Annotated in this window: 34 protein-coding genes and 6 pseudogenes; 11 read left to right on the forward strand and 29 right to left on the reverse strand. The window is 67.1% G+C overall.

Going from position 1 to position 21,737, the window contains the following annotated elements:
- From U9979_RS19160 to U9979_RS19170, 3 genes and pseudogenes are all read right to left on the reverse strand, one after another.
- Positions 1–229 (reverse strand): annotated as a pseudogene (locus tag U9979_RS19160) (Uma2 family endonuclease); the annotation flags it as partial.
- 192 nt (positions 230–421) lie between these two features.
- A complete protein-coding gene (locus tag U9979_RS19165) occupies positions 422–1,381 on the reverse strand; it encodes an aldo/keto reductase (protein WP_416220256.1) in 960 nt (319 codons plus the stop codon).
- A 59-nt stretch (positions 1,382–1,440) separates the two neighbouring features.
- Positions 1,441–1,848 carry a MerR family transcriptional regulator gene (locus tag U9979_RS19170; protein ID WP_322780475.1) on the reverse strand — a complete coding sequence of 136 codons (408 nt, stop codon included), beginning with the start codon at positions 1,846–1,848 and terminating at the stop codon, positions 1,441–1,443.
- Between the two features lie 534 nt (positions 1,849–2,382).
- Between U9979_RS19170 and U9979_RS19175 the strand changes: the two genes are divergently transcribed.
- On the forward strand, positions 2,383–2,505 hold the full coding sequence (locus U9979_RS19175) for a hypothetical protein (protein ID WP_322749701.1): 123 nt from the start codon (positions 2,383–2,385) through the stop codon (positions 2,503–2,505).
- Positions 2,506–2,562: 57 nt separating this feature from the next.
- Here U9979_RS19175 and U9979_RS19180 read toward each other — a convergent pair whose 3' ends face one another.
- Both U9979_RS19180 and U9979_RS25305 read right to left on the reverse strand, forming a co-directional pair.
- Positions 2,563–2,844 carry a hypothetical protein gene (locus U9979_RS19180; protein WP_322780476.1) on the reverse strand — a complete coding sequence of 94 codons (282 nt, stop codon included), beginning with the start codon at positions 2,842–2,844 and terminating at the stop codon, positions 2,563–2,565.
- A 121-nt stretch (positions 2,845–2,965) separates the two neighbouring features.
- Entirely contained in the window at positions 2,966–3,511 is a 546-nt protein-coding gene (locus U9979_RS25305) for a pentapeptide repeat-containing protein (protein WP_416210608.1), read from the reverse strand.
- Between the two features lie 80 nt (positions 3,512–3,591).
- Between U9979_RS25305 and U9979_RS19185 the strand changes: the two genes are divergently transcribed.
- Positions 3,592–3,843: a hypothetical protein gene (locus tag U9979_RS19185; protein WP_322780477.1), complete on the forward strand. Its 252-nt coding sequence runs from the start codon at positions 3,592–3,594 to the stop codon at positions 3,841–3,843.
- Positions 3,844–3,937: 94 nt separating this feature from the next.
- Here U9979_RS19185 and U9979_RS19190 read toward each other — a convergent pair whose 3' ends face one another.
- The 7 genes and pseudogenes from U9979_RS19190 to U9979_RS19220 all read right to left on the reverse strand — a co-directional run.
- On the reverse strand, positions 3,938–4,345 hold the full coding sequence (locus U9979_RS19190) for a type II toxin-antitoxin system VapC family toxin (protein ID WP_322780478.1): 408 nt from the start codon (positions 4,343–4,345) through the stop codon (positions 3,938–3,940).
- On the reverse strand, positions 4,342–4,572 hold the full coding sequence (locus tag U9979_RS19195; protein WP_322749705.1) for a FitA-like ribbon-helix-helix domain-containing protein: 231 nt from the start codon (positions 4,570–4,572) through the stop codon (positions 4,342–4,344). The genes U9979_RS19190 and U9979_RS19195 overlap by 4 nt, the downstream gene beginning before the upstream one ends.
- Positions 4,573–4,864: 292 nt before the next feature.
- Entirely contained in the window at positions 4,865–5,536 is a 672-nt protein-coding gene (locus tag U9979_RS19200) for a DUF3322 domain-containing protein (protein ID WP_322780479.1), read from the reverse strand.
- On the reverse strand, positions 5,533–6,003 hold the full coding sequence (locus U9979_RS19205; protein ID WP_322780480.1) for an SbcC/MukB-like Walker B domain-containing protein: 471 nt from the start codon (positions 6,001–6,003) through the stop codon (positions 5,533–5,535). Before U9979_RS19205 ends, U9979_RS19200 begins: the two co-directional genes overlap by 4 nt.
- Before the next feature lie 251 nt (positions 6,004–6,254).
- Positions 6,255–6,581 (reverse strand): helix-turn-helix transcriptional regulator, encoded by a 327-nt coding sequence (locus tag U9979_RS19210; RefSeq protein ID WP_322780481.1) that lies wholly within the window; start codon positions 6,579–6,581, stop codon positions 6,255–6,257.
- A gap of 179 nt (positions 6,582–6,760) precedes the next feature.
- A complete protein-coding gene (locus tag U9979_RS19215; RefSeq protein ID WP_322780482.1) occupies positions 6,761–7,312 on the reverse strand; it encodes a hypothetical protein in 552 nt (183 codons plus the stop codon).
- A 142-nt stretch (positions 7,313–7,454) separates the two neighbouring features.
- Positions 7,455–7,715: pseudogene (locus U9979_RS19220) on the reverse strand (VOC family protein); the annotation flags it as partial.
- A gap of 216 nt (positions 7,716–7,931) precedes the next feature.
- Between U9979_RS19220 and U9979_RS19225 the strand changes: the two are divergent.
- Both U9979_RS19225 and U9979_RS19230 read left to right on the forward strand, forming a co-directional pair.
- Entirely contained in the window at positions 7,932–8,342 is a 411-nt protein-coding gene (locus U9979_RS19225) for a YciI family protein (protein ID WP_322770694.1), read from the forward strand.
- A gap of 5 nt (positions 8,343–8,347) precedes the next feature.
- Positions 8,348–9,544: an RNA polymerase sigma factor gene (locus U9979_RS19230; RefSeq protein WP_322780484.1), complete on the forward strand. Its 1,197-nt coding sequence runs from the start codon at positions 8,348–8,350 to the stop codon at positions 9,542–9,544.
- On the opposite strand, the pseudogene U9979_RS25310 reads toward U9979_RS19230, so the two are convergent.
- Positions 9,544–9,657, reverse strand: a pseudogene (locus tag U9979_RS25310) (AAA family ATPase); the annotation flags it as partial. The gene U9979_RS19230 and the pseudogene U9979_RS25310 overlap by 1 nt on opposite strands.
- A 122-nt stretch (positions 9,658–9,779) precedes the next feature.
- Between U9979_RS25310 and U9979_RS19240 the strand changes: the two are divergent.
- Complete coding sequence (locus U9979_RS19240) at positions 9,780–10,001, forward strand: hypothetical protein (RefSeq protein ID WP_322780486.1); 222 nt, start codon at positions 9,780–9,782, stop codon at positions 9,999–10,001.
- A gap of 141 nt (positions 10,002–10,142) precedes the next feature.
- On the opposite strand, the gene U9979_RS19245 is transcribed toward U9979_RS19240, so the two are convergent.
- Both U9979_RS19245 and U9979_RS19250 read right to left on the reverse strand, forming a co-directional pair.
- On the reverse strand, positions 10,143–10,397 hold the full coding sequence (locus U9979_RS19245; protein WP_322749717.1) for a Txe/YoeB family addiction module toxin: 255 nt from the start codon (positions 10,395–10,397) through the stop codon (positions 10,143–10,145).
- Positions 10,394–10,645 (reverse strand): type II toxin-antitoxin system prevent-host-death family antitoxin, encoded by a 252-nt coding sequence (locus U9979_RS19250; RefSeq protein WP_322749718.1) that lies wholly within the window; start codon positions 10,643–10,645, stop codon positions 10,394–10,396. The genes U9979_RS19245 and U9979_RS19250 overlap by 4 nt, the downstream gene beginning before the upstream one ends.
- Positions 10,646–11,381: 736 nt before the next feature.
- On the opposite strand from U9979_RS19250, the gene U9979_RS19255 reads away from it, so the two are divergent.
- The 3 genes from U9979_RS19255 (at position 11,382) to U9979_RS19265 (ending at position 13,702) form a co-directional block, all read left to right on the forward strand.
- Complete coding sequence (locus U9979_RS19255) at positions 11,382–11,705, forward strand: YciI family protein (RefSeq protein ID WP_322780487.1); 324 nt, start codon at positions 11,382–11,384, stop codon at positions 11,703–11,705.
- Complete coding sequence (locus tag U9979_RS19260) at positions 11,702–12,934, forward strand: RNA polymerase sigma factor (RefSeq protein WP_322780488.1); 1,233 nt, start codon at positions 11,702–11,704, stop codon at positions 12,932–12,934. Before U9979_RS19255 ends, U9979_RS19260 begins: the two co-directional genes overlap by 4 nt.
- Positions 12,935–13,336: 402 nt before the next feature.
- Positions 13,337–13,702, forward strand: a complete 366-nt coding sequence (locus tag U9979_RS19265; protein WP_322780489.1) for a MerR family transcriptional regulator — start codon at positions 13,337–13,339, stop codon at positions 13,700–13,702.
- Positions 13,703–13,827: 125 nt separating this feature from the next.
- Here the strand turns inward: U9979_RS19265 and U9979_RS25315 are convergent.
- The 3 genes and pseudogenes from U9979_RS25315 to U9979_RS25320 all read right to left on the reverse strand — a co-directional run.
- A pseudogene (locus U9979_RS25315) lies at positions 13,828–14,069 on the reverse strand (IS1380 family transposase); the annotation flags it as partial.
- Between the two features lie 232 nt (positions 14,070–14,301).
- The gene (locus U9979_RS19275; protein ID WP_322780491.1) at positions 14,302–14,499 is read right to left on the reverse strand and encodes a hypothetical protein; all 198 of its coding nucleotides are present in this window, start codon (positions 14,497–14,499) and stop codon (positions 14,302–14,304) included.
- Positions 14,500–14,707: 208 nt separating this feature from the next.
- Positions 14,708–14,833, reverse strand: a pseudogene (locus U9979_RS25320) (YceI family protein); the annotation flags it as partial.
- Between the two features lie 207 nt (positions 14,834–15,040).
- Between U9979_RS25320 and U9979_RS19285 the strand changes: the two are divergent.
- A complete protein-coding gene (locus U9979_RS19285) occupies positions 15,041–15,511 on the forward strand; it encodes a MarR family winged helix-turn-helix transcriptional regulator (RefSeq protein WP_322780493.1) in 471 nt (156 codons plus the stop codon).
- 34 nt (positions 15,512–15,545) lie between these two features.
- Here the strand turns inward: U9979_RS19285 and U9979_RS25325 are convergent, their stop codons facing one another.
- The 5 genes and pseudogenes from U9979_RS25325 to U9979_RS19305 form a co-directional block, all read right to left on the reverse strand.
- Complete coding sequence (locus U9979_RS25325; protein WP_416220257.1) at positions 15,546–15,686, reverse strand: IS3 family transposase; 141 nt, start codon at positions 15,684–15,686, stop codon at positions 15,546–15,548.
- Between the two features lie 137 nt (positions 15,687–15,823).
- A pseudogene (locus U9979_RS25330) lies at positions 15,824–15,980 on the reverse strand (DDE-type integrase/transposase/recombinase); the annotation flags it as partial.
- 241 nt (positions 15,981–16,221) lie between these two features.
- Positions 16,222–16,512: a transposase gene (locus U9979_RS19295; protein ID WP_322780495.1), complete on the reverse strand. Its 291-nt coding sequence runs from the start codon at positions 16,510–16,512 to the stop codon at positions 16,222–16,224.
- 151 nt (positions 16,513–16,663) lie between these two features.
- On the reverse strand, positions 16,664–17,104 hold the full coding sequence (locus tag U9979_RS19300; RefSeq protein WP_322780496.1) for a hypothetical protein: 441 nt from the start codon (positions 17,102–17,104) through the stop codon (positions 16,664–16,666).
- A 62-nt stretch (positions 17,105–17,166) separates the two neighbouring features.
- Positions 17,167–17,814 (reverse strand): TetR family transcriptional regulator, encoded by a 648-nt coding sequence (locus U9979_RS19305; RefSeq protein WP_322751417.1) that lies wholly within the window; start codon positions 17,812–17,814, stop codon positions 17,167–17,169.
- 204 nt (positions 17,815–18,018) lie between these two features.
- On the opposite strand from U9979_RS19305, the gene U9979_RS19310 reads away from it, so the two are divergent.
- Positions 18,019–18,573: a hypothetical protein gene (locus U9979_RS19310; RefSeq protein ID WP_322780497.1), complete on the forward strand. Its 555-nt coding sequence runs from the start codon at positions 18,019–18,021 to the stop codon at positions 18,571–18,573.
- On the forward strand, positions 18,573–18,788 hold the full coding sequence (locus U9979_RS19315) for a hypothetical protein (RefSeq protein WP_322780498.1): 216 nt from the start codon (positions 18,573–18,575) through the stop codon (positions 18,786–18,788). The genes U9979_RS19310 and U9979_RS19315 overlap by 1 nt, the downstream gene beginning before the upstream one ends.
- A gap of 272 nt (positions 18,789–19,060) precedes the next feature.
- Here the strand turns inward: U9979_RS19315 and U9979_RS19320 are convergent, their stop codons facing one another.
- The 6 genes from U9979_RS19320 to U9979_RS19345 all read right to left on the reverse strand — a co-directional run bounded on the left by U9979_RS19320 (position 19,061) and on the right by U9979_RS19345 (position 21,529).
- On the reverse strand, positions 19,061–19,432 hold the full coding sequence (locus tag U9979_RS19320) for a DUF86 domain-containing protein (RefSeq protein WP_322751415.1): 372 nt from the start codon (positions 19,430–19,432) through the stop codon (positions 19,061–19,063).
- Entirely contained in the window at positions 19,422–19,712 is a 291-nt protein-coding gene (locus tag U9979_RS19325; protein WP_322751414.1) for a nucleotidyltransferase family protein, read from the reverse strand. The genes U9979_RS19320 and U9979_RS19325 overlap by 11 nt, the downstream gene beginning before the upstream one ends.
- 218 nt (positions 19,713–19,930) lie before the next feature.
- Positions 19,931–20,095 (reverse strand): hypothetical protein, encoded by a 165-nt coding sequence (locus U9979_RS19330; RefSeq protein WP_322780499.1) that lies wholly within the window; start codon positions 20,093–20,095, stop codon positions 19,931–19,933.
- Between the two features lie 42 nt (positions 20,096–20,137).
- Positions 20,138–20,437 carry a hypothetical protein gene (locus U9979_RS19335; RefSeq protein WP_322780500.1) on the reverse strand — a complete coding sequence of 100 codons (300 nt, stop codon included), beginning with the start codon at positions 20,435–20,437 and terminating at the stop codon, positions 20,138–20,140.
- Positions 20,438–20,455: 18 nt separating this feature from the next.
- Positions 20,456–20,818, reverse strand: coding sequence for a hypothetical protein (locus tag U9979_RS19340; RefSeq protein WP_322780501.1), 363 nt, complete (start codon positions 20,816–20,818; stop codon positions 20,456–20,458).
- 378 nt (positions 20,819–21,196) lie between these two features.
- The gene (locus U9979_RS19345; RefSeq protein ID WP_322780502.1) at positions 21,197–21,529 is read right to left on the reverse strand and encodes a hypothetical protein; all 333 of its coding nucleotides are present in this window, start codon (positions 21,527–21,529) and stop codon (positions 21,197–21,199) included.
- Positions 21,530–21,737: the final 208 nt, after the last annotated feature.

Raw genomic sequence — 21,737 nt, forward strand, 5'->3', positions numbered from 1 at the left:
CGACGACGTCCGGGCGCCGATTCGTGAGTGGAACGTCCTGAAGCCGGACATCGACGTCGAAGTCCGCGTTCCAGTCCGGACCGGCGGCGGCATCCAACGCGACTGCGAGGATCTTGATCAGGCGGTTGTGACGCTTGGACGCGCGAGGGCGCACGACGACCATCCCGGCCACGATCTCGATGCCCGCGGACTGCTCCTCGGACCAGGAGTCGTAATGCTCCGCCGTGATGGCGCACCTTCTTCAGGTGACCCGACGGCCTGATCGTTCCGCTGTGAGATGGAGAGGGAGAGGAACACCCCGTCCGGGCGGAGCCACGCTGATCCCTCTACCGGCATTTTCCCAGCCACGGAAGCTGTAGTCAGAGGCGTCTCTCGGCCGCCGCCGCCGTCATCAGCCGCACCGTCTCCTGCTGTTTCGGGGTTACGGCTGTTCCATGTGGACAGTCGCCGGGTCGGCGCGTCGTCCGGTGGCCGCGACGCTCAGGCCGGTGGTGGTGATGGCCAGGCCGACCGCGCCGAGGTTGTCGTTCAGATGGGCGCGGTTCGCCGTGCCGGGGATGGGCACCACGTCAGTCCCCTGGGACAGCAGCCAGGCGAGCGCGTACCGGGCGGGAGTGCAGCCGTGCTCGGTGGCGGCCTGTCGGATCTGCTTGGCGAGGCGCTGGTTGGCGGCGAGGTTGTCCGGTTGGAACCGCGGCATCTGGCGACGCAGGTCCGCCGGTGCGAGGTCGTCGGCGCTGGTGATGGCGCCGGTGAGGAAGCCACGGCCCAGCGGGCTGTACGCCACGATGCCGACGCCCAGTTCGCGCGCGGTGGGCAGAACCTCATCCTCGATGTCGCGCGACCACAGCGACCACTCGGTCTGCAACGCCACGATCGGGTGGGTGGCGTGCGCCCGACGCAGCGTGCCGGAGCCCGCCTCGCACAGTCCGAGGTGGCGGACCTTTCCCTCGGCGACCAACTCGGCCATGGCGCCGACCGTCTCCTCGATCGGCACGCTCCGGTCCAACCGGTGCTGGTAGTAGAGGTCGACGTGATCGACGCCGAGCCGCCGCAGCGACGCCTCGCAGGCCTGGCGAACGTACTCGGGCCGGCCGTTGATAGCGAAGCCGCCGTACCCGTCACCGGGGGTGAGTCCGAACTTGGTGGCGATGACGACCTCGTCGCGACGGCCCCGCACCGTCCGCCCGATCAGTTCCTCGTTGGTGTGGGGGCCGTAGACGTCGGCGGTGTCGAGCAGGGTCACACCGCGATCGAGGGCATGCAGCAGCGTCGACCGCGCTTCGGCCTGGTCTGCCGGCCGGTAGAACCCGCTCATGCCCATGCAGCCCAAGCCGAGCGACCCAACCGCCAGCACGCCACCGAGCCAGCGGTGTGGCACGCCGGCCCCGTCGTTCGGCAGGTGTCCGTCGTGCGAACCCTGCCCGTCGTCCCCGGTGTTCACGCCGACTCCCCAGCACCTACGCCGGCGAGGAGTGACGAACGAGCGTCAGCCGGCCGCGGACACGCGTCGATCTTGCCTTCGATCGTCGCCAGGCAGTCGTCGATCCGCGCCCGCTGGCGGCGTAGCCGCAGACGTTGCTCCTCCAGGATCTGCCGTAGCCGGCCGGCTGTCTGGCCGCCCTGGCGAGTCAGCTCCAGGTATTCGTACAGCACCCGCAGCGGCATCCCGGTGCCGCGCATGCGGATGACGAACCGAACTGTCGCGAGGGTGCCCTCGTCGTAGACCCTCCTGCCGGAACCGTCACGACCCACCGGGCCGAGCAGACCGATCCGCTCGTAGTAGCGCAGCGTGTTGGGACGCACGCCGCACAGTTCGGCGGCCGCCCCGACCGATATCAAGGTCATGAGCCAACCGTAGGACTTCGCGCGCGGGCGAAGTCAACCTCGAACACTCTCAGCTAGAACGTGCGCGGTTCGTCAGTGCCGCTAGCAGGCGGTCACCGAAGGTCGGTGTACAGTGCCCGCGCATATACGTTGCGACGTCGTGAGCTGTCATGGCGGGGCCCGACCTCGCCCGATCCGGCGGTCTGGGTGGGGGACAAGCATTCGGGCGCCGAGGTCTGGAGTCACACCCTGCTCAGTCCGCGCGGATACCACGGTCTGGCCGTGGACGACAGTCGTGTTTTCGTTAGAGTCTGTTTTGAATCTTGGGTTCGGACAGCGAGTCGCGTCCAGCTGGTTCCCGGCAAGGCGGAAGGCGAGCAGGGTCCCACTGGGCAGCGCGGAGCGGTGTCGTGGGGGGCGAACGATACCGGATGAGTTGTATCGGTTTGGCCGACAACGCAGCCGGGGGCCGGCTGGGCGTGGATCGCCCGGACAGAAGATTCAAAACAGACTCTAAGCGATAGATCGTAAACCGCATTCACGCAGGTCAGAGGCTTGATCGGTAACGTGGTGGACCTGACGCGCCAGAATAAGAACCAGTCGATCTTGGTTGAAGGTCCTGAAATCATCGTCCGCCCGGTCGCCGCACGGCTGCTGACCAGGGACGCTGCCGAGTGAACCCGACGCCGGCAACATCGACAGCAGAGCCGGCAGGGTGGGACGGACCGGCATAACTCACTCGTCCCAGTCGCCGGCGCCGCCAAGCTGCTCGATCCGCTCGGGCGACAGGCCGGTCAGGGCTGCGACGCTGGCGGTGAGCGAGCCGTCCAGCACCTTCATCGACTCGACCATCCCGCGGCGGATCTCCGCACGGCGCTGCTCGAGGTATGCCCGGACCGCCTCGGCCACGAGGTCCTTCTTGGATATGCCGAGGAAGTGAGCGGCCTGCGAGATCAGCTCGTCCGTCGCGGGGTCGATCTTCAAGGGTGCTTGGCGTCGGGCGCCGACGGTCGTCATAGCCATCCTCATCTTCCCAGGACCATGGTACCCAAGTACCTCAGGTCGCCGTCACCCCGAAGGAAACCTGAGGGAAACCAGGACCGCACGAGCCTCGAGAACGGCGAATCGGCCGACGATGTCAAGATCTCAGCCTTCCCGACAATCCGCGCGAACGCGTCGTCCGCCCCTTGGCTGTGGACCGGATCGAGACTATGGTCATGACCTCCGAACGGCGACGAAGAGCGGTCGAGGCATGGACACCCAGCGCGGCCCGGCACAGGACCGGCCGCGTGACGTTCCATTTCCACCAGGACGGGAGGCGGGTTTCGCGATCCCCGAACGCCTGGTTCAGCTGGTCCTGGGAAAGCCCAGCAACCTCAGTGAGGTTCGCGCCACGCAGGTCGGTGCCACGCAGGTTCGATCCTTGCATGTGCGCCTCACTCACGTTCGCCCCCGGCAGGCGTGTGTGGGCAAGGATCGCATTGCTGAGATTCGCGTGGTGAAGGTCAGCTTCGGTGAGGGAGGTCGAGCGGTTTCTGCTCTCACTGCCTGGAATCGGCCGCTGGTCAGCTACCTTCGTGATGATCCGAGGGCTGGGGCGGATGGAGGTGCTGCCCGACGACGCCGAGCTTCTGAAAGCCGTGCATCGCGTATACGGCGAGCCCCCACCGGGGGACCTCGCCACCCTGTCCGCGCGCTGTATCGCTGCTGGCGCTTGGTATTCCTGTACAGGACCAGGTCCCGTTGGATGGTGGGGACGGATCAGTGATCGCCAGCGGCGACACGTTCATCGCGGACGAGGTACGGCGTGCGGCGCTGCGGAAACACGCGACGATCGTGGACATGGAGTGCTATGCGGTCGCAATGGCATGCCAGGCTTTCGGCACTCCGGTGCGGGCACTGAAGTGGGTTTCCGACTCGGCCGGTGAATCGGCGGCCAGCGACTGGAGCGCCGCTGTGCCGTACGGCGCTGCGGTACTCGGCGAAGCCGTTCGAGATTTGCTCGACGCGCAGTAGTCTCCGGATGCCCTGGCCGCGCGATGCCGCCTGATCACCCAAACGTTCGGGGCCTACCCATCCGCCTATCAGGTGCTGTGACCTGGCTCCCGCGTCATGCAAAGACCTCGACGGGGCACGTGGTGACGGCGCTGCGTTCGATGCGGGCGTCGCTGGTGATCAGCGGCAATCCCAAGGTCTCGGCGAGGGTGACGTACTGGGCGTCGTAGGCGCTGAGGTTGTGGTGTAGGTCGCGGACGCGTGCCCACAGGATCAGCGTTTCGTGCCGCACAAGCGGTAGGAGCTGGTAGTCGCCGATGGCCTTCTCCGCCTCCCGTGCGGTGAGCTTCCGACCGCGGACCATCCCGAACAGGGCCGAGACCACCTCGTAGTCGAGCAATCCGGGCGCGACGAGCGACGCGAGGCTGGCGAGCCGGTGGCGCACCGCGTGCCCGGTCGGACCGTGATCGGTCAACGTACGTATCAGCGCCGAGCAGTCGATCACGGCCGCCGGACTGCTCACCCGCGTTCCCGGCCCTCGTCGATCGCGGCCAGGATGTCCGAGGTAGCGAGCTCGGCGTGCGTTTCACGGTCGAGGCGGGCCATCATCTCCGCGAGGGTCGGCGTACGGGCATCTCGGGTGACCAGGTCGAGCAGGTAGGCCTGCAGACTGCGGCCCGACTGCGCGGCCTTGAGCTTCAGCGCCTCCAGAGCCGGGTCCGGGACGTCGCGGATCGTGATCGCAGTCATGCTTGTATTTTACCTGCAATGCCAGCAGTCTGCCAGCTCGGTCGAGGTTCTTCCGGCCCTTCAGTACCGGCAGGCGCTTCGATCAAGATCTCGCGCACCGTCATCTCGCGATCTTCTGGTTCACGGCCGCGCGAGCTCCGGCTACTCGGCACGGCTCATCATCATCTCATCCGATCATCGCTTCTGAGCAGTCGCTACTTTCCCCGTCGGCCGAGGACCTGGAAAGGACCATGGGTTCATCGCCGGGCCTTTGTTACGCGTCGAGTCTCACGGTCAGCGCGAGCGGCACGCGTCAGACCGGTGCTCGACGGCGGTTACGGTCACGATGCGGTTTTCCGCCGGGCACCGGTGGGAAACCGACGGCGGTGTCCTTGTTCTCCGAGATGACGACCACCTGCGGCTCGTACCCCAGCTGGACGCGGTCGCCGATGCTGATGCAGTCATGGTGCCGGCCACCGGCCGCGCGGTGGTGTAGGTCGAGGTAGGTGAGGTGGACGCGTGCCGGGTGCGCCGGCGAGACTGGCAGCGTGTTTAGACCGGCGAGCTCGGGGACGGAGGTGCCGGCGCGGTTCCTGCCCCGCGCGAGGCGTGTGGTCCAGTCGTGGCCGCACAGCGCAGCAGCCGCCTCGACGTCCTGCACCCGCAGGTGTGTGGGGATGGCCTGAATAGTGCTGTGAACCCGGCGTGTTGCGTCGACAAGGTCGACGCCGCGTCCGGCGTGGCGGGTGTGCCATTGCCGCCAGGCGAGTGCCTGGCCCTGGTAGGCGGCGAAGTGCTGTTCGAGGTCTGCCTTGTTCGGTGCTCCGAGGGGGAAGGAGTGGGGCCACGCCGGCGGGTTGATAACCCCCGGTGTCTGCTCTTCAGCTTGGGCGGTCCGGCGGAGCGCGGTGTGGTTCGCCGCCTGCGGCCAGGTGCGGCGCAGCCGGGCGGTCACCTCGGTTACGACCTGCTCCGGCGTCTTCACGTGCGTGGCCCGGCCGGGTTGGTAACGGAGACCGGGGTCTCGTCGTCGACACCGCGTAGTCGGGTCACGTGCGAGTAGCCCTTTGAGGATTTGGTGACGGTGAGGATGAGCGGCATGGCTGGCTCGAGCGCGGTCACCTTGTCGAGTGGAGCGCTGACGATCAGTTGAAATCCGAGTTTCTTCCACGCCTGGACCGACCGGCCGGCGAACTCGGAGTCGGACTTGATGAAGCCTTCGTCGAGGAACACGGGGGCGAATCGTGGCCGGCGGTCCTCGTCGCCGAGCTGGTAGCGCAACGCGGCGCCGACAACGAACGCCATCAGCTCCTGTGTCTCGCCGCCGCTTTTGCCGCCGAGGGATGCGTACGTGGCGAGCTCGCGGCCATGGACGTCGACGCGGACGGCGGTGATCTCCACGTGCCGGCGCACGTCGAGGTACACGTCGCGGTTGACGCCGGCCGCGGGCATGCGTGATCACGCCGGGTGGTCGGGGCCGGCGCGGTCGGCGTTATCCAGTTGCGGGAGTGTCCCTTTCTCGTGTGTAGGTAGGGGCAATGCCGCGGGTTCGACGGTGACTGTCAGGCTCCGACCCGCGGCATCCCAGACCGTGACCGGGGCTCCGCAGCCCATCTCGAACGTACGTTCCGTAGTCCGGGTGGGACGGGACCCGTACCACGATGAACTTTGTGACCGTGGTGATGGGCTGCGGCCGGCGGGGTTCAGGCGGAGATGGGGCGTCCATCGGCATCGACGATCGCGAGTCGGACACCGAGGGGGGCCGCCAGCCTGGTGAGGGTGTCCAAAGTCGGGCTGATCTGCCCGCGTTCGATGCGACTGATTTCGGACTGGTGGACTCCGCACGCCTGGGCAAGCTGCCGCTGGGTCATGTGGGCCGCTTCCCGGGCTGCCGTCAGCTGCCGAGGAACCTCGAAGAGGCGTCGGCGTTCAGCGTCGAAGTGTTCGGTGTAGACATCGAGGACGCCGCGCTGAAGGTCGTCGGCGCGGGCTTCCACCTCAGCTGCGTAGTCGTCGAACGTGCTTCCCATCGCTGCGCACCTCCTCCCATCGAAGGGTATGGGCTAAAGCCCATCCTGCCACCCGCCCCTGCGGCGGACCTGCGAGATCCACCAGCGATGGAGACTCCGGGACGCCCTCCTTCGATGTGTGGGTGCTTGCCGGTCGCGAGGGTCAGCCGGGCCAAGTGCGGCCTCGGCGCGCTCTCGGGTCAGAGCTTGCCGCGGGTTACTACGACCCGATGCCTCAACCTCTCGGCCACCTGGGCGACGAAGGCGTCAGACAACCGAGGCCAGTTCCAGAAGGTGAACCCGAGGAATCCGGACGCGAAGGGCCAGTCCCCGATCCATCGCCAGTCGTTGAGGAGGCCTACTTGTCCGCAACTCGCACAAGCCACGTCGCCTGGTCCGCCGTTGTGCCAGCTGCCGATCGCGTCGCTGAACACCTCCCATTGCTTGGTCGTTGCCCCTGTCCCTGCGTCTTCGAGCAGCATCGTCTGATCACAGTGTGGGCAAACCACCGGGCCAAGCTCGCCTTGGACGGGGTGGAATGCGGTACGTCCTGTTGTGACCGTCACTCCGTTGGTTCTCAGTCGGCTGAGGTAATCATCGGGTTCGGCTAGGGCCAGGGCGTGGCGCGGTCCCGGCCCGTAGCCGAGATCTGCGCCGAGCACACAATCGGTGGCTTCTGCGGCGATGATGTCTGTGTTAATCAACCAGCGCACAACTGTCGCGGCGAGTGCGGTGGTTTCAGTCTCCGTCACCTTCGTCGCCCTCCCCAGCGACGATCTCAGCAACTCCATCACCGTTCAGTGACGACCAAGGGCTCGCGCCGGACTGGCACCTCGACCGCATCATCGCGAGCGACCGCTATGGGATATACGCGCAAGCGGTCTTCGACCGGTCCTACCGGGACCCGTTTATGGCGGCCGTGATGATCGCTGCCACGGTCGCCGGATCTGACACGACGATGATGCCTTCGGGGCCGCGGACGTAGCAGAGCCGGTAGCTGTCCTCGTACTGCTCCAGCTCGCCGACGAGTTCGGCGCCGTGGGTGCGCAGGCGGGCGAGGATGTCCTCGATGTCTTCGACGGCGAACGTGATGTGGCGGATGCTGGGCGTGTTCGCCGGTGCGTTCGGCTCAGCGCTGGCGGCTGCCGGCTCGTGCCGGCCCGGGCTCCCCACGCTGACCCGACGTGTGCAGGGTAGCGGCCGTGCCCGGTCAGGCGGTCGTGGTGCGAGCGCGCGCGAGGGCCCGGTAGACCGTGGAGCGGGTGACGGAGAACAACTCCTCATGCGTGATTCCATGTCGAGAACCTCTGACCGGCTCCGCTCACCAGGCGAGGGCCGCGAAAGGCGCGGCCGCGACATCAGGAGATCACCATGCCGAAGTACCTGCTGCTCAAGCACTACCGCGGCGGCCCGGAGCCGCACCGTCCCGTGCCCCCGATGGACCAGTGGGCCCCCGAGGACGTGGAGGCGCACATGGCCTTCCTCCGCCACGTCGCGGAGCTCCTCGAGGAGCGCGGCGAGTACGTCGACGCCCAGGCGCTCGTGCCCGCGCGCACCTGGGTGCGCTACGGCGGCCCGGACGCCGCGCCGGTCACCACCGACGGCCCGCATCCCGAGACCAGCGACCTGGTCGCCGGCTGGTACATGATCGACGTGGAGTCCCACGAGCGCGCGCTGGAGATCGCGGCCTACGTCTCCTCCGAGCCCGGCCCCGGCGCCAAGCCGCTCTACGAGTGGATCGACGTCCGGGAGGTCATGACCGCTCCGGCGTCCGGCGTCTGACCGGCGTGTCCGGCCAGCCGACCGACCGGGTGGACGAGGGTGAGCTGCGCGCCCTCGTCCCCCGGGTGCTCGCTGGGTTGGTCCGCCGCGGCGAGGACTTCGATGCCGCCGAGGACGCGCTGCAGGAGGCGCTCATGGAGGCGCTGCGCGTCTGGCCCGAGCACCCGCCGCAGGACCCGCGTGCGTGGCTGTCCACGGTCGCGACCCGGCGATTGATCGACGCGCGCCGCAGCGATGCCGCCCGCCGCGCCCGCGAGGACACGCTGCACGAACAGCCGGAGCCTGAGCCGCCCACCACCGAGACCGGAGACGACACTCTCTTCCTGCTCTTCTGCTCCTGCCATCCCGATCTCGCGCCCGCCTCCCAGGTGGCGCTCACCCTGCGGGCGGTCGGCGGCCTGACCACCCGGGAGATCGCCGACGCCTTCTACGTCCCGGAGGCGACCATGGCGCAGCGGATCAGCCGGGCCAAGCGCAGCCTGCGCGGGCGCCGCCTGGACGAGCCCGGCGACCTCGCGGTCGTGCTGCGCGTCCTGTACCTCGTCTACACGACCGGGCACGCGGGGCGGGTCGACCTGGCCGCCGAGGCGATCCGGCTCGCCCGCCAACTCACCCTCGCCACCGAGGAACCGGAGGCGCGGGGGCTGCTCGCGCTGATGCTCCTCAACCACGCCCGGCTCCCGGCGCGACTCGACGGGCAGGGCCGGATCGTCACCCTCGACCGGCAGGACAGGGGCCGCTGGGACACCCGCGAGATCGCTGAGGGCGTGCGCGTCCTGCAGTCAGCGCTGGCGCTGGAGCGCCCCGGCCGGTACCAGGTCGAGGCCGCCATCGCCGCACTGCACGACGACGCGGCAAGCGCCGCGGAGACCGACTGGCCGCAGATCCTCGCCTGGTACGACGACCTGGTCGCCCTCACCGACGACCCGGTGCACCAGGACCCCGCCGCTGTGCTGGGCCGCGCTGTCGCGGTCGGTCACGTGCTCGGTGCCGTCGCGGGGCTGCGCGAGACCGACCGGCTGCGCGAGGTGCTCGGCGACCGCCACCGGTGGCATGCGGTCCGCGGCCACCTGCACGAGCTCGACGGCGATCTGCCGGCCGCCGGCGCGGCGTACACGCAGGCCGCCCGCCGGGCCACGGACGTCGCCGAGCGCGACCACCTGGTCCGTCAGGCCGTCCGCGCGCGGGCCGCCGAGCTATAGATGAACGTGCCGGTCGCCAGGTGCGCGAGGACGTCGCGGCGCAGCGAGGGCACGTGGTCGAGGTTGAAGTCCTCGAGGGTCGTGATCTGCGGGAAGTGGGCGGTGCGGAACTGTGCGGCGACGAGGGTGTCGATGTGGTGGCGGCCGGGGCTATACGTCCGCCTCGGGGCCACAAGGTCGTACGCGGCGTGGATCTAGTGGGTCGGCCGCCGACTACAGCCATATCCTGTGGTCTGTGAGCATCGTGCGGGACGAGCTGCACAGGCTAATCGACCGGCTTCCCGAGTCGCAGGTGGCGCCGATCCTGGCTGTGGTGCGCGAGAATACCCCGACTGAGGACGGTGGGGACGAGTGGCCGCTGCCGGACTTCGTGGGCGCCCTGTCCAGCGGCAAGGGCGATCTTGCAGCCCGGTCCAGTGAGATTCTGCGTGAGGAGATGGGGCGCGAACCCGAGTGATCGTCTGGGACACCGGCCCGCTCGTCGCTGCCCCTGACACGGCTGTCGGCCAGGCACGATGCCCAGTGAAGCCCGAGCGGGCAGCATCGTCGAATGGCTCGAAAACGTGTGTTCCGTAACTGCCCCAGTCTGCTCGAGGCCTCAATAGTGGTACCTGCATTGAGCCATGCGGATCTCGTCGCCGCTAACCTTGTAGATGAGTCGGTGCTCGTCGTTGATGCGCCGCGACCAGTAGCCCTGAAACCCGTGCTTCAGGGGCTCAGGCTTGCCGATGCCGTCGTTCCCGTTGCGGGCGATGTCCTGGATCAGGGTATTGATGCGCTTGAGTATCTTGCGGTCCTGGGTTTGCCACCATACGTAGTCTTGCCAGGCGTTCTCGTCCCAGACGAGCTTCACTCCGCAAGGTTCCGGACGACGCCGCCGCCGCTCTCGAGCCGGTCGATGGCGATCAGCAGTCGGCGCGCGTTCTCCGGGCTGCGAAGCAAGTATGCCGTCTCCTTGAGTGACTGGTAGTCATCCAAGGAGACGATCACCACCGGCTCGTGGCCGGCGCGTGTGATGACGACCTCTTCCCTGTCCTCCGCCACAGCCGTGAGAACTTCTGCGTACCGTGCACGTGACTCCGAGTAAGTCATTGTCCTCATGGCATCCTCCTCGTTTGTACGGAAAGTTGTACGTACAGAAAATTGTACGTCCCGAGTTGGGGATCGGCAAGGGTCCTTGGCGTACCGGCCCCCCGTCGAAGACTGACCCGGCTCGACCAGCCGCCGGCCGATACCAAGCGGCCTGGCACCGAAGCGGCCTGGCACCGAAGCGGCAAGGTCATCATCAGAATCGAACATGCGTTCCGCACCTACCTGGCCCAACACTGCGACATTCACCGGTGAGACAGACCCCCTGGACCGACGCCGCATCGGGCTACAAACTTTGTCCGCGGACATTAGAGCAACCCGCCGCTGGCTATTTGTCCAAGCGCGCTGGAGGGCCGCCGGACCCACCGCGCCAGCGTCTCCGTTTCTTCCTCCGACACGATTAGCTCTGCTGTGGGTCGTCCTCGTCGCGCCATGACTTGATCCTCGAGGACCGACCACCAAATACAAGATCGTAGAGGGTGTTTTGGAAACGAATTTCAGACGGAGGACACTAGTGATGGTTTTCGCGATCGATCTGATCCCAGAGCTCGTCCGCACTGGACGCGCACACGAGGAAGTGGAGCGCAGTCGCCCCGAAACCGTCGCGCTGTCGATCGCTTACAACCGGCGTACCAGAAATTCCTTGAAAGAAATCCGGGAGGCGGTGTCGGATCGGGGCGGAGGTGTTCGTTGTAGGGGTGAGTGGCCGCCCACGAGGGGTGCCCCCAAAGCACAGGAGTGATCCGAGATGCAGTACATGATTTCCGTGATCTTTGACACGGCTGGCTTGGCTACCCCGGCGGAGCAGGTCGCGATCGACGTGTTCAACGACCGGCTTGTGGCCGAGGGCCACTGGGTCTTCGCCGGCGGCCTCGGGGCGCCCAGCGCGGCCACCGTGATCGATAACCGGGGTGGGGAGGCGATGTTCACCGACGGGCCGTTCCTGGAGTCGAAGGAGTTCATCGCCGGCTTCTGGATCATCGAGGCCGCGGACCTCGATGTGGCGCTCAAGCTGGCCGCCGAGGGGTCGAAGGCCTGCAATCGGAAGGTCGAGGTGCGGCCGTTCCTGTGAACAGGGTCGACGTCCGGGAGGCGATCACTCGGGCCCACCACGAGGAGTGGGCGCGAGTGGTCGCCGCCCTGACCAGGCGTTTCGATGACCTCGACATCGCCGAGGAGGCGGCGGCCGAGGCGTTCGCGACCGCCGTCGAGCACTGGCCGGCCGACGGCGTGCCGCCCAACCCCGGCGCCTGGCTGACCACCACCGCCATCCGCAAGGCCATCGACCGGATCCGGCGCGAGAACAAGCGCGACGACAAGCAGGCGGAGGCTCAGCTGTTGTACGACGACGACCCGCCCGAGCCTGTCGGCCCCATCGACGACGAACGGCTCCGGCTGATCTTCACCTGCTGTCACCCGGCGCTGGCGATGCAGACCCGCGTGGCGCTGACGCTGCGCATGGTCGGTGGTCTGACCGTGCCCGAGATCGCCCGTGGCTTCCTGGTACAGGAGGCCGCCATGGGGCAGCGGATCACCCGGGCAAAGGCCAAGATCAAGACGGCTCGCATCCCTTATCGGGTGCCGTCCGAGCAGGATCTCCCGGCACGCATCTGCGGCGTGCTCGCCGTCCTGTTCCTCGTCTTCAACGAGGGCTACCTGGCGACCGGCCCCGATACCGATCCCGTACGTCACGACCTGACCGCCGAGGCGATCCGGCTCACTCGCCTGATCCGTGCCCTCATGCCGCAGGACGGTGAGGTGGCCGGGTTGCTGGCGCTGATGCTCCTGACCGAAGCCCGCCGTACGGCCCGGGTTTCGGGCAGCGGCGAACTGGTCACCCTCGACGAACAGGACCGCGGGGCCTGGGATGCGGCGCTGATCGCCGAGGGCCATCGGCTGGTGCGCGAGCGTCTGGCCGCCGGGGTGGCCCCGGGGCGCTACCAGATCCTCGCAGCGATCAACGCCGTGCACACCTCCGCCCGCGATGTACGCGACACCGACTGGTCGCAGGTCGTCGCCCTCTACGACCAGCTCGTCCGCCTCGACCCCTCGCCGATCGTCGCCCTCAACCGGGCCATCGCGGTCGCCGAGATAGACGGCCCGGAGGTGGCGCTGGCTGCTGTCGACCGTCTTGAGGACACGTTGGCCGGCTATCACGCCTACCATGCGACCCGCGCTGACCTGCTGCGCAGGCTGGGCCGCAGCCAGGAGTCGCGCGCGGCCTACGACAAAGCCATCAAACTGGCGGGCAACACCGCTGAGACCGCCTACCTGACACGCCGCCGCGACCAACTGGGGTAGTGCATTTCCGGTATCGGTGAACAGTCGAGAACGGTCGCCGCCGATGGGACCGGTCACCGCCGGGATGGAGCACTGCATCGGCTAGAGTTCCTGTTGTAGCCAAGTGAGTGAGCGATACGCGCCAGACATGAACTGGTGCGAGCGCTACGGCGGCCCAGAGGGGGCCACCGCGCGCGTCGTAGATGTTCGGCAATACCTGTGGAGTAAGAGCGTCAGTTCGGTAGACCCCGGATGGGAAGGTGGTTCCCGGTTACGCATCTGCGACCCCAACGCCTCCGCCCTCTCTGGTGGAGATGCGCAGACAGATAGCCGGCGCAGTGGGCCGGTAGACGGTGTTGAACCTCGCTCGGGGCCTTGGTGCCGTACGGCACCAAGGCCCCCCGAGGTGTCCCGAAAGGTGCAATGGCCCCAGAAATCGCACCGAGACCCGCCGACAGCCTCGACGACGACGACTACCCCGCCTACACCGTGGGCCGCGCAGCGGCGATGCTCCAGACCACACCTGCCTTCCTGCGGGCCCTCGGCGAAGCCCGTCTGATCACTCCGCTGCGCTCCGAGGGCGGACACCGCCGCTACTCCCGCTACCAGCTGCGCATCGCTGCCCGCGTCCGCGAACTCGTCGATCAGGGCACCGCCGTCGAGGCCGCCTGCCGCATCGTCATCCTCGAGGACCAACTCGTGGAAGCCCAGAGACTCAACGACGTACTGCGCAATCGCGCAACCGACGGGCCGCCCGTCGAACCGTCACAACGAAGCCGGCCCGTCTGAGCAGGGTGGCCTGCGTGTCGTGGTCAGCTGGCGACCCTGCGACCCTGCGGGTAAGGCCGGCGTTGGCAAACTTCCAGGTCACAGAGGGCGAGAGGATTCCACGCCGTTGCGGACGAGTTCCACGTCCCACCACTGCGGATGACGTCCAGGTCGTCGATACTGTCTGCGCAGGCAGCCATCCCGGCGATGATCGAGATCAGCTTCGGTGTCGCGTTGGCCGCCCCGGACGTGACCCGCTCATCGACAAACCGCACATGCTCGTCCAGCAGCGGCGGCAAGCCCCCGGCAACGGCACCAGCCCCGCGTGCGACACGAGATTGCCCTCGTCGAACACCGCGCTGTCACAGGAGCGTGAGAAGAGGTCCACGGCCGCAAGCCAGCTGCGCCCGCTCACCCGCGCGGCGCGGGCCGGCAGGAGCACGGAGACATCGGTCAGGATGTTTCCGCGGGTGGCGTTCCGATGAATTCGCCGCCGACCGGGTGCCGGACTTCGCGTGTCATGTGTGTTCTCCGCCGGTGAGCACCACGTGCCGGGCCGTCCTGCGCCAGCGCGCGGGCTGCCCGAGCCCGCCGGTGGCGGCGCACGAAGGCGGATCGGGTCAGAAGCGGTACGGCCCGAATCGCCCCCACGCGATCGCACCGAGCAAGACGAGAAAGACGACGTTGAACGCCGCCGCCGCCGGTGTCTCGGAGCGGCGCAGGTGCACGACGCTTCCGCCGACAACCAGGGCGAGGCCGCCGACCGTGAGGAAAGTAGCCGCGAGCAGAGCCTGGAAGATCCATAAGGCGACATTCATGAGCATTTCCGCGTACGGGAACGCTGGTGGCTTCTGGGTGGCGGTGCGACGTCGCCGGCGTCAGCCGCGGAGGAAGACCGCGTGGATCGTGATGGTGTTCTTCATGGCGGCCATGCCCATCTGGTTCCAGGTCAGGCCGAAGGCCGAAGGCCGATCGGTAGGCGGCGCTGTCGAAGAAGTCCGCCGACCGCAGATGGTCGTCCCGCTTGCGGTTCTTCGTGTCGATCGACGCCGAGTGCACCGTGAGGGTGCCGCAAGCCTCGCCCGTCGCGGTGAGGGCACCCTCGCCGGACAGCTCCCGGAACGTGCCCTTTACCGGCGCGAGCCCCCACATGCTCTTGGTGTGGAGCTCGACCGTCGACCGGCTGGGGCCTAGCCGCCATGGCCCGGCGAGCGAGCCGTCGGCGAGACGCGCCCGCAATGTAGCGGCCTCGATGGTTGCCACGCGTCCTCAAACAATTTTGTTCATCATACCAAACTAATTGGTTAGCCGAACCGTATAGACTGGCGACGGTCGGTGTCAAGGAAGGGCGGCCACGGAATGGCAAAGCATGCCGGTGAGGCCGAGCACAGCGCGTTGTGCCTGCGGCTGATGCAGCTCATGCCGCGTATCGCCCGGGGCATGCGCCGCTCGCAGGACCGTGCGGCACCGGCGACGCAGAGTCCGCTCAGCCCGCGCCACGTTGCCGTGCTGGAGCAGCTCCGGGACGAGCCGTTGACCGTCGGCACGCTGGCGGCCCGGCTGGAGTTGACCCTGTCCACCGTCAGCGGCGTGCTGGCCGACCTGGACCGCGCCGGGTTCGTGATCCGCGAGGCGGACGCCGGCGACCGGCGGCGCACCATCGTCAGGATCTCGCCGCAGAAGGTAGGGCTCGTCGACGAATGGCTCGATGACGCCGCCGAGCCCCTGTTGCGCGTCCTTAACCAACTGGATGCCAGCGAACGGGCGGCGTTCCTCAAGGCCATGGACCTACTCGAGGCCGAATTGCGCGTCCAGGACAGCGCACGCTGAGTACTGGAGTGTTTCCGCTTTTCTGGACACCTTTTTAGGCTGCCAGTTGGCTGATATGTCTGTATCCTAGTTCGTATTCTCTGGGTGTCAAGTATTCGAGTGTGGAATGGCGGCGTTTCGTGTTGAAGTAGTTCTCGATCCAGTCGGCGGTCTCGGTCGTCAGGTCGCGGAGGATGAGTCAGGGACGGGTGTGGATCAGTTCTTTCTTGTAGGTCGCGAAGAAAGATTCCGACACGGCGCAGTCGTAGCCGATTCCGGTGCGACCGAGGGAACGGCGGATATTGTTCTTCGTGCAGTACGCGTCGAAGGTGATGGATGTGTATTGGGCGCCGCGGTCGGAGTGGAATATCACTCCCGAGGGTGGTCGGCGGCGAGCGATGGCCATGTCGAGGGCCTTGGTGACGAGGCTGGTGCGCATGTGGTCGGCGGTGGCCCAACCCACGACGGCGCGGGAGTACAGGTCGGGTGCCGGCACAGGCCGGTCGCTGCCGCCGGGGTTGCCGCGTCCCTCACGGTAGATCTTCCTGATCGGGGCGGTGTAGGTGGTGTCGTCGCGGGAGCGGTGGCTGGGCTCGCCGCGGCGCCAGGCGTAGTAGCCGGACCGGGACATGGCCAGCTCGGTACACATGAACGCGACGGGGAACTCGTCGGAGGCAGCCCAGTCCGCGATGGCAGCGAACGTCACTGCTTTTCGCTCGCGAATCAGGTCGCTACTTTTTTGCGAACTCCACCTGCATCCGTAGTTCAGCGATTGTGGCCGTCGCATTTTTGGCTTCGCCGCGTGGCCGGACCAGTTCGGCTCGTTCGGACTCGGTGGGCTCCGTGTCCGATGGCTGGGCCGCCTCGGTCTCGTCCCGTGCTTTCTTCAACCACTTTCCCAACGTCATCTCGTGGACGCCGATGTTCCGGGCGGCCTCAGCGGCTGAGCGGCCCCCATCAACGACGAAAGCTACCGCCTGCGCCTTGTACTCCTCGGTACATGCACGGCGTGTCGAGCCCATATCTCGCGCTCCCGATCAATCGGGCAGCTTTACCGAGTGTCCACTAAAGCGGGTACGGTCCAGTGGCCGCATCAGCGCCGGGGAGCGGCTTGCCGCCGACCTGCACTACGTGTTGGCCACCGCAGTCGCGATGTCGGTGATCTGGTGGGCCCTATCGGAAGTTGTTCTCGGGAGGGTCGATAACGTCCAACCGGAAGACGTACCAGACTTGTGCGAGTAGCGCGATGTCGGTCTGGTTCAGCTGCTTCGTCGGGTGGTCGAAGGCGAATTTGAGTGTGGCGCGGGCTCGGCTTTCGAACTGTGGATAGGTGGAGCATCGGGTCAGGAATGTGGTTTTGTCGACGCCGTGGAGTTCGTAGGCCGCTACCTGTTCGACGGAGGCGCCCAGGATTAGCTCTCCGCCGCCGGCGACTCGCAGGTTGCGGGCCCATTCGGCGTCTCCGAGCATGGTCATGATGTAGCGCTGTTCATCGAGGATCGTGACACGTACGGGCACTTCGTAGAGTCGCCCGGTGGTGCGCCCTCGTACGCGGAGGACTCGGAGCAGGTCGACTCCCCGGCCACCGGCGCCGCGGCGAACCATGAACCGCATGACGGGGTTCATGACGCGGTAGAAGCGAAGTCGGCCAGCTGACGGCGGTCGAGCGGCTGTCGTCATGGCGACGGCCGGCCGCTCGTGGCGTCGGGGAAGCCCGCGCCGGTCTGGTCGAGCGCCTGGGTCATCGCCGAGCGCAACGCGCTGTCGGTGGCGCCGGCGGACCAGTGGTCGAACGCGACGCGTGAGGCGCCGATGGCTGCGGCGGCGACCAGGCCTGGAAGGAGGTCCTCGTGTCGCTCGACGCCCAGTCGCCGCGCGATCGCGTCGGCCAGTAGGGATTCGATGGTGGCGTACATCTTGAGTTGTTCGCTCCAGAGGCCGGGGTTTTCCGCGATCAGCCGAGCCTGTCTGGTGGTTGCGGTATCGGGAGGGTCGTCGGTAGGGAACTGGGCCACGATGGACCGGGTCACGGCTTGCCACAGGGGTTCCGCGGCCGGGCGCTGCTCGAAGGCGGCGATGACGTGCATCGTCCGGTCGAAGGCGGGGGCCACGACGGCCTCCTCCTTGCTGGAGAAATAGTTGTTGAACGTCCGGGGCGACACTCCGGCCTCAGCCGCGATGTCGGCGACGAGCACGTGTTCGAGGCCTCGCTCGATGGCGAGCCGAAGCGCGGCGTCGCTGAGCGCTGCGCGAACCACCGCCCGCTTGCGTTCCCGCAGGCGCATGCCCGCCTGGGGTTGATCTGGATCCGTCCGCTGTGCCATGCCGGCAGCGTAGCACTAGAAGGTGCGTGGCACGAAAAAACATGCGGGCCGCGCATCCGAGTGACGATGGCGTGCCGGATGGCGTCCGCGAGGACCGCTCGAGCCGCGATGTCACTCGGCGATGACCGGGGGCGTTGGTGTCCGGCGCGATGACCTTCCGGATGGCGTTCGCGATGACTCCGGTGCTGAGGCTAGGGCGTGGTCGTGGCTGTCCCCGCTGGTCGGTCTGCGCGGAGAGGTGTCCGCCGGCTGGCCGGCCCGTCGACCATGGCGAAGATCTACGGAACGTTGCGGACCGCGCTGAACGATGCGGTGGACAACCGGCTGATCGGGTTCAACCCGTGCCGCGGGGTCGAACTGCCGGAGAACGACCAGGCAGAGATCGAGCCGTGGGAAGCGCACGACATCGGCCGTTTCCTGGACGAGGCGGCTATGGACCCGTTGTCGGCGATGTACGAGCTGATCGCCCTTCATGGCCTTCGACGGGGTGAGGCCTGCGGTGCTACCTGGGATGGCCTCGACGATGAAGCCGGTGTCCTCACGATCCGCCAGCAGATCACCGACACGGGCGGGGATCTCGGTGTGTGGGCGCCCAAGATCAAGTCCGGCCGGCGGAAGGTTGACCTCGGCCCGGGCGCTCTAATTCACTCGCCCTGCATCGTCTTGCCCAGGATGCGGACCGCAAGCGGATCGCTACCTGGTGGGACAACGGAACGCTGCCCGACCAGCACGGCCGGCCGGTCCACCTGCAAGGGTTGATGTTCACCCGCCCCGACGGCCGGCATCTGGCGCCGCAGTACGTCACGTCCCACATGTGGCACATCGCGAAGCGCGTCGGCCTGTGCTGCGCCCTTACCCGGGAAGCGAACCAAGGCGACATGACGATCACCGTAGGGAAGCGGTACGCCGAACCGCAGGGCACCTGGACGCTCTACGCCGATCGCGAGCCGGTCGATCTTGGTTGCCGGCCCTGAAATCACCGTCCGCCCGGTCGCCACGCGGTCAGCGGCCAGGGATGATGCCCAGTGACCGCGCCGACCAGAACATCGTCTACCGAGTAGAACAAGCGTTCCGGACACCTGGCGGTTCCGGATACTTCCGGCCCGTCTGGTGACCGTGATCGTCGGGCGTCGTGGTCGCGTCGACGTTCCTACTCCGCCTCGGAATGTGTTTGTGCTCCGGCCGCGGCGCGCTGAGGAGGGGCTGGCGGTCAGTACGTCCACACCCAGGGCGGATGTGCCCGTGGTCAGTGCGGCTGGTCGAGTTGGCTGGCGACGAGCGGGAACTCTGCCTTGAGGATCATTATCAGTTGCTCCTGGAGTTCGCGCAGCGCGGTCGTGGCGATTCGCCACACAATTGACCAGTCGACCTCGAAGTATGTGTGAACGGCGATGTTGCGGAAGCCTGTGACGGACCGCCACGGCACGTCCGGCCAGCGCGCGTGGATCTCGGGTGAGACTCGTCCGGCCGCCTCGCCGATCACCAGGAGCTTCTGCAGAACAGCGCTCTGGATCAGGTCGCTCGCCAGGAACGCGGTCTCGTCGACATCCTGGACGAACGCCGTCGCGGCGACCGCGGCTTCGATCATGTCGACGAGGTACAGCTCATCACGCCGCATAGAGGACCCGAGCCTCCGCGAGCACCCGGTCGCGGATGACCCATTTCAACCGAGACTTGGGAACCAGGTCGATGTGACGACCGACAATCTTTTGGAGATCATCTCGGAGATCGACGATGTCGAAGCCAAGCTTCGAGTCGGGCGCCAGCACGTACAGCAGGTCGACGTCCGACTCGTCGGTGTCGTCGCCGCGAGCCACCGAGCCGAAGACGGACAGCTCAGCGACACCGTAGCGCCGGCATACCTCGGCGATCCGGCTGTCACGAAGGTCGACGGTCACATAGCCATTATCGCCAGAGGACAGCCACGACCGCACGACTCAGGCACCGCCTGATGCGCGACGCCCACCGGGAACCTGCGTGCCGCGCGAACCACCACCCAGTCGCGACCCAAGGCGTCGCGAAGCAGTCCGACGCACGAGGTGCATCTGGTCATGCGTCCCAGTCGCCGGCGCCACCGAGTTGCTCGATCCACTCCGCGGACAGCTTGCCGCGAGATTCACGCCCGGAGTCCAAGCATGGGGGCATAGTCGTGGCGGCGGTTCGGTCGGGTGAGGATCTCGACGCTGTCGATGGCCTGGTCGATCCCGCCGGGGAGATGGCCGAGCGGGCCGTCGGGTCGGTGTCCGAGCCGGGTGAGGAGGGCTCGCAGCCGCAGATCCATGATCGCATTGGTCGGCGCACGGGTAAGGCGTTCAGCATCCTGTCATGCACCAAGCGTCTCATCGTCCCCGCTGCCGCCACGTCTGCGCACCCGATTTTCCCCAGCCGTCGGGCCGTCTGAGCCAGTGGCGGTCTCCAGGTTCCGCCGCACGAGCAGGCCCCCGATCCCCAGGACGTCGTCGAGTAGTCGCCGCACACGGTCGATCTCCTTGGCGGTGCAGTCGATCAGAACCTTGACCTTCACGTCACACTTGCCCGGATCCGCCGTCACGAGGAATCCCACCACGCCAGCACCGACGGCACTGCCACGGAAGACGTCCACGCCGTCACCGTCTGCGGCCACGGTGCCCTCCAGGCAGCCCTAGTCGATGGGGTACACGGCCTCCGGCACCCGCGAGTGCCTGCTGCCGGCCGGGCGGTCCACCACCAGCCGCGAGGTAGCCGCCAGCTCGTCGAGGTTGCCGAACAGCCGTGCGCAGGACGTGTCAACCATGATCTCCGCCGAATCAGGGACGTCCATCAAGGAGACCACGGAAATGAAGTGGTCCAGGGCGATGGGCATTGTCCGTGCCGCCTGACGTGAACGGCGACGCCCGGCCGGTGCCACCGCAATACTGGACGGCAGCTGGACGTGACCGTTCCCTTCGTCCCTACCCAGGGGCTCGGCGAACAGGTTGCCCTGCACGTTCTTGGTGCTGGCCCAGCGGCTGCCTGTGGCTACCACGGGTGTCCTCCGAAGTCGCCGCCGCTCAATACCTCGGCGGACGGACGGTTCGCATGGTCGCAACATGGTCGTCCAACCGGGGCTCGAACCAGCTGTCGACGCCCTGACCAGTACTGTTCCATGGTGCTGGATCTTGAGAGATAGATCGCGAACCGCATTCGCCCAGGTCGGGGGCATGATCAGAGAAAGGGTGGGGCGGGTGGGACTCGAACCCACGACCGACGGATTATGAGCTGTCGTGTACTTCATCCGCCTATGTCCGCTGACGTCCGCCGGTGCAGGTCGCGGTCTTGATTCTTTCCGTGGATGTTCGCTCGCGTCCGTGGTCGTCAGCGGGCTTGGCTGCCATCCTGGCTGCCAGCGCCTCGTACGTCTGCCTCAGCAAAACACCTCGAAGCCCAGGAGCTGTTTGTCGTCACGGCGCCACACCACCGCGGCATAGGTCAGGCCCTCGGCGTCGCGCTGGGCGCCGTACCGTCCTGAATCCTGGCAGTACGGCCGGATCTGCTGCCAGCGGTGCACCGCGTCGGTCGGCGTCAGCCACTGCATCGGGCGGTCGAAACCGTGCATGACGACACGCCGTGCGTTGGCGAGGTGGCGTTCCACGTCGTGGACGTCGGCCCACTCGCCTCTGACGCGGTGCCACTGCTGCCCCTCGTCGTCCCACAGCTGGTCATCAAGAACCCGGTTCCGCGGAGATCTGTTCCTCACCAACCAACACTGGCACACGTTCTGACCCGCAGATTAAGAGTCACGTTTGTGATGTTTGTGGAGGTTCGCCGACGTTCATCAGCTTGAGTCGGCGGGCCTCCATCGTCCGTGGCCGTCCGCCGACGTTCGCTCACGTTGCTGTCAACGGTTGCTGTCAGACCCGAGATCGGACGTCTGGCCCGGCGACAACGTCACCGCACGTAACAAG

It is taken from the genome of Protofrankia sp. Cas4 (genome assembly GCF_963555915.1).
Classification (GTDB): Bacteria; Actinomycetota; Actinomycetes; order Frankiales; family Frankiaceae; genus Protofrankia.